General features: G+C 58.6%; 8 protein-coding genes. 5 read left to right on the plus strand and 3 right to left on the minus strand.

Features of this window, described 5'->3' with window-relative positions; all coding sequences use genetic code 11:
• A partial coding sequence (locus P8Y64_12475; protein MEJ2061281.1) for a hypothetical protein occupies positions 1 to 701 on the minus strand: 701 nt, incomplete at its 3' end.
• Positions 702 to 1,170: 469 nt separating this feature from the next.
• Here P8Y64_12475 and P8Y64_12480 point away from each other — a divergent pair.
• Positions 1,171 to 1,968: a transglutaminase family protein gene (locus tag P8Y64_12480; GenBank protein ID MEJ2061282.1), complete on the plus strand. Its 798-nt coding sequence runs from the start codon at positions 1,171 to 1,173 to the stop codon at positions 1,966 to 1,968.
• A 30-nt stretch (positions 1,969 to 1,998) separates the two neighbouring features.
• On the opposite strand, the gene P8Y64_12485 is transcribed toward P8Y64_12480, so the two are convergent.
• Positions 1,999 to 3,699, minus strand: coding sequence for a sensor domain-containing diguanylate cyclase (locus tag P8Y64_12485; GenBank protein ID MEJ2061283.1), 1,701 nt, complete (start codon positions 3,697 to 3,699; stop codon positions 1,999 to 2,001).
• Positions 3,700 to 4,051: 352 nt separating this feature from the next.
• Here P8Y64_12485 and P8Y64_12490 point away from each other — a divergent pair, with 352 nt between their 5' ends.
• Positions 4,052 to 4,603, plus strand: coding sequence for a sigma-70 family RNA polymerase sigma factor (locus P8Y64_12490; GenBank protein ID MEJ2061284.1), 552 nt, complete (start codon positions 4,052 to 4,054; stop codon positions 4,601 to 4,603).
• A gap of 17 nt (positions 4,604 to 4,620) precedes the next feature.
• Positions 4,621 to 4,953: a hypothetical protein gene (locus tag P8Y64_12495; protein MEJ2061285.1), complete on the plus strand. Its 333-nt coding sequence runs from the start codon at positions 4,621 to 4,623 to the stop codon at positions 4,951 to 4,953.
• 30 nt (positions 4,954 to 4,983) lie between these two features.
• Here the strand turns inward: P8Y64_12495 and P8Y64_12500 are convergent, their stop codons facing one another.
• The gene (locus tag P8Y64_12500) at positions 4,984 to 5,991 is read right to left on the minus strand and encodes a YCF48-related protein (GenBank protein MEJ2061286.1); all 1,008 of its coding nucleotides are present in this window, start codon (positions 5,989 to 5,991) and stop codon (positions 4,984 to 4,986) included.
• A gap of 185 nt (positions 5,992 to 6,176) precedes the next feature.
• Here P8Y64_12500 and P8Y64_12505 point away from each other — a divergent pair, with 185 nt between their 5' ends.
• Entirely contained in the window at positions 6,177 to 6,482 is a 306-nt protein-coding gene (locus P8Y64_12505) for a DUF1840 domain-containing protein (GenBank protein MEJ2061287.1), read from the plus strand.
• A gap of 167 nt (positions 6,483 to 6,649) precedes the next feature.
• Positions 6,650 to 7,900 carry a hypothetical protein gene (locus P8Y64_12510; protein MEJ2061288.1) on the plus strand — a complete coding sequence of 417 codons (1,251 nt, stop codon included), beginning with the start codon at positions 6,650 to 6,652 and terminating at the stop codon, positions 7,898 to 7,900.
• Positions 7,901 to 7,949 lie beyond the last annotated feature (49 nt).

The following is a 7,949-nucleotide window of genomic DNA, read 5'->3' on the forward strand; positions in this document are numbered from 1 at the left end:
ATGACAGTCTCGGCATCGTGACGCCGAGCCGCTGGGAGAGCGTGATGGTGGCGATAGCCTTTGCCACCGTGCTGCTGCAGCGCCAGGTTGCGCTTAAATACTTTCATGCGTAACACGCTCGAGTAGTAACCCAGCGCGATGGCGCGCAGCAGCACGGTGGCAAAGGCTATCGCCACCATCACGCTCTCCCAGCGGCTCGGCGTCACGATGCCGAGACTGTCATGCACAAACAGCCCCAGCGTCAGCCCGCTGGCGATGCAGGCGAACAGCCAAACGGCGAGCATCTCCTTCAGCGAGATGCGCAACGTGCCGAAGGCAAAGATCACGAACATGATGCCCAGGAAGAAGGCGCTGAGCTGTGGCGCGAGAATGATGGAGATCGACTCCACCAGAACGGCGTAGCACATCCCCCACAGCGTCATATGCGGGTTGGAGAAACGTTCGCTGAAACCCGTCCAGTGCATGGTCGAGAACAACAGCACATGCACCAGCCCAGCCGTCGGATAAAACCACAATACCGTCGTCTGAATGGTACCGACCGCAGCAAACAGCGACAGCAGGATAAAATCGATCAGGTAGCTGACGCCGATGGCGGCCACCAGGATCACGCGATACAGGCGCCGCTTTTGTGTCACAGTCAGGCTGTTCCAGCCCCAGCTGTCCATCTTCTCCAGCCACAGATCGTCAAGATCAAGTTGCATCGCCAGTCATCCCTCCAGCCAGGCACCGGACACCCGGTTCCAAGCCATTGCTGTTACAAGTAAATAATAGGCCGCGCCTATGCCGTACCGCGTGAACGGCGTCACATACCCCCCGTGATCCTGGTCACATTTTGGACAATTCATGCGGGGATAAGGGCGGTTTTACGATTAGCCGGTACCTAATCCGGAACGGCTTGCGGCACGACAACGAGCCCAAGAAACGTGGCGGGGTGCAGCCCGTCGCCGGTACGCGCGACGCCGGCACCCGCATGCCGAGCGTCATGCCCGAAAGCTGGCGAATGGAGTAATCCAGAAAACAGAAGGTCGCGCTTTGCTACTATCGGCGGGTGTCATCGTATTCAGCTCAAAAAACACGTCCTTCGTAACAACCTCGCCGTGATTGCGTCATCACATGCGTAGTGTTTCACTACGAGGCTCCAATCTGTCTTTTTGCCGGGCCAGAAACCATATGTGGTTACACACGAGTTGTGATCTGACGTTCGACATCACCTTTCCGACGCCCTTCGTGCTGATGCTGCGCCCGCGCAGTGGCACGCAACAGTGGATTGCGCGCGAGGAATACAGACTGACCCCGCATGTCCCCGTGTTTGAATTCACGGACAGCTATGGCAACCTCTGCCAACGGCTGATCGCACCGCCCGGCATATTCTCGGTACGCACCGCAGCCGAAGTGAAAACCACGGATTACGTGGATCAGGCGCCTGGCGCGCCGTTTATCGAGGTCCAGTATCTGCCTGATGCGGCACTCAGCTACCTGCTGCCCAGCCGGTATTGCGAGTCTGACCGCTTCAACCTCATGGCCAACGAAATCACGGCCAATCAAGTACCGGGATATGATCAGGTCGCCGCCATTGTCGCCTGGTTGCGCGACACATACCGCTACCAGGCCGGCAGCAGCGACGTCCCCCTGTCAGCAATCGAGGTCAACACCAGACAATCGGGGGTCTGCCGCGACCTGGCCCACCTCGGCATCGCCTTGTGCCGCAGCCTCAGCATTCCGGCACGCATGGTCGTAGGCTATCTCCACGGCCTGGAGCCTGTAGATTTGCACGCCTGGTTCGAGGCGTATGTAGGCGGGCGCTGGTACACCTTCGATGCAACCCAGGAAGTACTGAGGGGTGGATACGTGGCCATCGGATACGGCCGCGATGCGGCGGATGTGGCCGTCTACAATCAGTTCGGACCGGCCGTTTACCCCACCGAGCAGACAGTGCGGGTGGAGCGCATTCCGGCGGCGGATGACTGAACGCCCCTGTGGCACCCGCCCCTGGCGAGCTCAAGCGTAGCTGATCCGGTCGCGCCCCGTCTCCTTGGCCTCGTAGAGTCGGTTGTCCGCCGCGGAAATAAGGGTATCCAGGCTGAGGTGCTGCGCGCTTCGTTGCGCCACACCGAAGCTGGCGGTCAGCTCGATTTCATTGCCGTCGCAATGCAGACGGATATCGGCGACGGCTTCGCGCAGCCGTTCCGCCAGGGCGGCGGCTTCTTCGAGATCCGTTTCAGGCAGCAGCAGGATGAACTCCTCGCCGCCCCAGCGCGCGATCACGTCCTGATCGCGGACGGATTTCCTGAGCACCCGCGCCGTCGCCGTCAGCGCCTCGTCGCCGCAGGCATGACCATACATGTCATTGATGCGCTTGAAATGGTCCATATCCAACAGCACCACGGTCAGGTCACGGTCGTGGCGCAGCGTCAGGCTCCAGATAGGCGTGGCGATGTCGTAAAAGGCGCGCCGGTTGTTGATGCCGGTCAGAGGATCCAGCCGCGCCAGTTCCTCGGCGCGGGTCTTTTCCGCCTGGCCGCGGCGGAACTGATAGGTCAGCGCCAGGGCCAGCAGGGTGGCGTCCAGCAGCATGCCGATATCCACGGCGCGGAAGGTCCAGATGTTGAACGGGATAAAGCCCCACACGGCCAGCGCGGTCAGCGCCGCGCCGACCATGGCCGAAAACGCCGCCAGCAGAAAATACTTCGCCGCGCTCACCCCGGCGCGCACGGACATCACACCCATGGCCAGCATGATGAAGGTGAACAGGAACACATAGGTGAAGGACACCAGCAGCGCATCGCGCTGGGCGTTAAACAGGACAGAGGCCAGCTCCAACGCAACGGCCACGCCGATATAAGCCAGCACCGCCCGGCGCACGCGCGGGAAATACCGGCGCGTATCCAGAAAATTCAGGGCAAAGAACAAACCACAGGATGCATACAGCACCATGAGCACCGGGTTGGACCATTGCGCCCACACCGTGCTGTCCGGCCACAACCAGCGGAACCCGTGCCCGGTGTAGGAGATGTTCATGAGCAGGAACGCGCCCAGGTACAGGGAGTACAGGATGTAGCGCAGATGCCGCAACCCGGCATACAGCATGGCGTTATACGCCAGCAGAGCGAACAGGAAACCGTACAGGAAGCCGTAGCTGTAGTCCTCCACCATCTCCCGGACGTCCGCCTGCTGTAGCGAAGTCAGGTAGATCGGCACCACCATCGGGTCCGGTGTCTGCACGCGCAGATACACGTCGCTGACTCCGGACGGGAAGGCGTGATTGATGTCGTAAAAGCGGCTGTTGATCGGGCGCGCCTTGAACGGCAGACGGTCGCCGAGCCGGTAGGTTGCCGCCGCCTTGCCGCCGGCCACGAAATACACGTCCACGTGATCCAGCCAGGCGTTGTCGATGGACAACCGCTGCCGGACCGAACCACCGCTCGCATTGTTCACGCTGAAATGAATCCAGACCGGCGGGGAGCCGATCCCGAAACTCAGCACCTGGCTGTTGCCGGGTTTGAACTTACCGGCCTCATAGGCCGCCATGGCCTGCGCCAGGGTGAGCCTGCCATCCGGTTCCTTCAGATAGCCGGCATAGCGCCCGATGGGGTTTTCATGGGTCAGACCGATGGATACGGGCGAATTGGCGGCAACGGCTGCGCCCCCAAGAAATACTGAAAACAGCAAAATCAGCGACAGGAATTGGCTGGTTTTCATGAATCAGTCACGCGGTACTTCCCATACCGCACAGGTCTCTCTTATTCCATCTGCAGGTCAGACTCTCGCCTGCCGGATGGGTTTATATGGCACCGCCGCCGTTACACGGCTCGGTCGTCCCCATGGCCTTTATCATCACTGGCCCAGCCTTGCCTGAAGCCAGTGATGCCATAGTAACCCAGCGCCTACATGGGCTTTGAGCACTTGGTCACATTTTGGACAGATGATCAGGGATGGTATTTCAGGCATCCAGACACGCAACCTGTCCTACCCTCTTAACCACTTAACACAATATTTTCCGCCTCCATACGTCTACACCAGCATGGACACCAGTCTGGCGCGAACCACGGACATGACCGAACGCGACGAGAACATCGCCAGGACCGTTACCCGTGAACGCGTCCGGCTGCTCAACTTCATTCGCCGGCGTGTGCCGGAGCCGGGCGATGCCGAGGACATTCTTCAGGACGTGTTCTACGAACTGGTCGAGGCCTACCGCCTGCCCGAGCCCATCGAACAGGTAGGCGCCTGGCTGTTCCGGGTGGCGCGCAACCGCATCATCGACCGGTTCCGGCGCAGGAAACCCGAGCAGTCACTCTCCGATCCGGCGTTCGGCGATGACGAGCTGTCCATGGCGCTGCTGGATGAGCTGCTGCCGGACACCGGGCCCGAAGCGGCTTACGCACGCGAGGTGGTGCTGGAAGAACTGTACGCGGCCCTGGACGAGCTACCGGAGGATCAGCGTGCAGTGTTCATCGCCCACGAACTGGAAGGGCGAAGCTTCAAGCAATTGGCGGCGGAAACAGGGCTTAGCGTCAACACGCTGCTGTCACGCAAACGCTACGCCGTGCTGTATCTGCGCCAGTGCCTGCAGGTAATCCACGACGAACTATCGACACGATGAGGTAAGACAAAATGTGCATGCGACACGGAAAACACTGGTTCAAGTTTGTGCTTCTGGCCCTGGCAGGCATTATCGTCGCCTCGCTTGTGGTCATGCTGCTTTGGAATTGGCTGGCTCCCACGCTATTCGGCTTGCCGCATATCCACTTCTTCCAGGCACTCGGTCTGCTGATCCTGACCCGGCTTCTCTTCGGCGGCTTCCGCGGCCGCCCGGGCCTGTTCTGGCGCCGCCATATGGAAGAACGCTGGAACGCGATGACGCCCGAGGAACGGGAGAAATTCCGGGCCGGCATGCGCAGCCGCTGGGGGCGCGGAAATACCGGGGAATCAGCGGAGAAAGAAGGCGAGTGACGGAGCAAGGTGTGAAGCTCCTGCCCGCACTTAGTCCGGCGAGGATGTTAAAACTATGCCGCCGAATCCCACCGCACAACCGTGCCGACCGTCCGCAGTGAAGCTGACCGAGTGAAGATCGTTGGGTGTGCCACTCGCCTGGGTCACCCACGTTTCGCCACCGTCGGAGGTCGCGAGAATCTTGCCGCCAAAGCCCACCGCCCAGCCGTTCCGGCCGTCCGCGGTGAAGCTGACCGAGTGAAGATCGTTGGGTGTGCCGCTCGCCTGTGGCGTCCACGTATTGCCGCCGTCGGTAGTAGCGACAATCACACCGCCAAAGCCCACCGCCCAGCCGTGCCGACCGTCTGCGGCGAAGTCGACCGAATGAAGCTCGTTGGGCGTACCGCTCGCCTGCGGCGCCCACGTTTTGCCGCCATCAGAGGTGGCGATAATCACGCCGCCGAATCCCACCGCCCAGGCATGCCGACCATCCGCAGCGACAGCGACCGAGAAAAGCTCATTGGGTGTACCGCTCGTCTGGGGCACCCACATTCTGCCACCGTCGGAGGTGGCGACAATCACGCCACCAAAGCCCACTGCCCAGCCGTGCCGACCGTCCGCGGCGAAGTCGACCGAGTGAAGCTCGTTGGGTGTGCCACTCTCCTGGGTCACCCAGGTTCTCCCGCCGTCAGAGGTAGCGAGTATCTTGCCGCCAAAGCCCACCGCCCAGCCGTGACGGCCATCCGCGGTAAAATCGACCGAGTTAAGCTGGTTCGGCGTACCGCTCTCCTGGGTCATCCACGTATTCCCGCCATCGGAGGTAGCGATAATCTTGCCGCCAAAGCCCACCGCCCAACCGTGCCGGCCGTCCGCGGCGAAATCGACCGAGAAAAGCTCGTTGGGTGTACCACTCGCCTGGCGCGTCCACGCATCCCCACCGCCGGTGAGCATCTGAGCACCGTAAGCGCACGGTTGCACAAGCAATGCGATGATTAACGCAATGAAAGCCGCGATTGCCCGAAAAGACAATCCAAGGCCACGAATAAGAGTCAGTTGCACTGGCTTGCTCCTTGCTCAATAGCACAGCTTGTCCGCCAAAGTTACGCAGCCAAACCGGCTTTATGTTTTATCTACCCAGCCGCATTGATTAAATCCACCCAATCATCAACGATGGTCTATATCTTATTACCTTATTCTAGAACCATCTTAATATTCCAACCCGTTCAGCCCAAGGGAGATATACGATGCTGGTGACATTTACCTGTTCCGTCTATGCGGACATAACCATGTTCGGCAACGTGGCCGAGCAGATGCTCAAGATGATGGGCCAGAGCGGCACGATACCTGGCGCGATCCTGGCCGAGGATGTGCCCGCCGCCCGGGCACGCCTCGAAGCGGCGCTTGCCGCCATCGAGGAACCCGCCCAGCAACAGTATGACGAGGAAGGCGAGCCGATTGTGACAGTGCACCATCGCGCGCTGCCATTGGTCGAGCTGTTACGCGCGGCGGAAAAGGAAGAGGTGGATGTGACGTGGCGGGAGGGAACTTAGCCTGTCGCGTGCCAAAGCACCAAGCTTCCGTTCGGCAGCTGTAGCGACAGACGTCCATACTCAAATAAAGATTGCATACCTCACTGCCACCCAGACAAGGAGGGACCACAGGCTCTCAATCCGCACCAGGCTCGGCAAAGTAAGCGGCAAGTCAAATGGAGAACAGGATGGACAACAAACTGAAGATCAATCACCTTCCGGCATTCCAAAGGAATGGAAACTTACTGAGACAGATAAAAAAACAGGTCCAGGCAGAAATGCGCGGCAAGGCGCCAAAAGGTGGGGACTTCCACGCTCCCAGCAATACTCCCCAAGCCTACAAAAACCTCGATCTTGAAAATTTTACGATTGACGATGCTGATCTAGGCACAGTTCGAGTAGCCGACATCCTCCTAGAGGCCCCCAAAGAACTGAAACAAGCCACATCGGACGGATGCCGTGCCTATGTGTCCAATTGCCAACCTGTTGATATTTATTTGAAAAACATCGGTCCCCATGACAATGACACGGAAGTGGCAATCACGCCCAACCAGGACCCAGCTGGAGAATATGATGTCTCTCTCAAATCGTATTTAAAGGATATAACCAAGTGGTGGGTTTTCTTCGAAACGGCAGATTACTACTGGGCATATTTATTTTACGAATATGACATACCCGCACCAGCCTGCGATGCTTATATTACTTGGTCAGCCAAATTCAAACTAACGTGTGAACAATTGACAGGTGATGCTGATTTCTATGTTGTTTCAGCCGAACCATTTGCGTTCTCATCACCTGACGGTTCCTTTCCTAATGAGCATGAACTTATGGGAGCCCTTCAATATGGACACCCTTCCTCAGTATTTATCAAATACGCTAATGAACAGCGCAGTATAGGAGCCAACGGTTCTAACGACTACCACACGATATCCCAAAATTACGAGGTTGCCGCGGGCGTTACCAGCAAAGTATATCTGGGTTTTTCATTAGATCTTCGGTGCAGGGATGGTGAGGTAAGCGCTGAGGCATTCATGAATATCGCCTCGCCGGACCCTGGACGGATACCGGACAACTCCATCAATTACGTGAGTTGGGCCAAGTCGATCACAGTTAATTGCTACATCACCTCCGCCATCTGCGAGGCTCTAGGCATGGGAGATGATTGCCGAGAGCTGAATCTGATGCGGGAGTTTCGTGATAACTACCTGGCAAAACAGCCGGGCGGGAAAGCAATGATAGACGACTATTACCAGCGCTCGCCAAGACTGCTGCAAGCCATAAGATCCAATCCCTTGGGAAAGGAGATACTGAAAGGGCTGTATGAGGAGTACCTGTCCCGCTGTATCACCCTGATCGACCAGGGTGCCAACGAGGCAGCCATTGAGGTCTATCGACAGATGGTGCGCCACCTCGAATCAACAGTCACCTCGGCTCAGTGAGCAGCAGGTGTGTAAGCTGCACACCGGCCAAGCACCATCGCGCACTGCC

This window comes from Gammaproteobacteria bacterium (assembly GCA_037388465.1).
GTDB lineage: Bacteria > Pseudomonadota > Gammaproteobacteria > SpSt-1174 > SpSt-1174 > JARRKE01.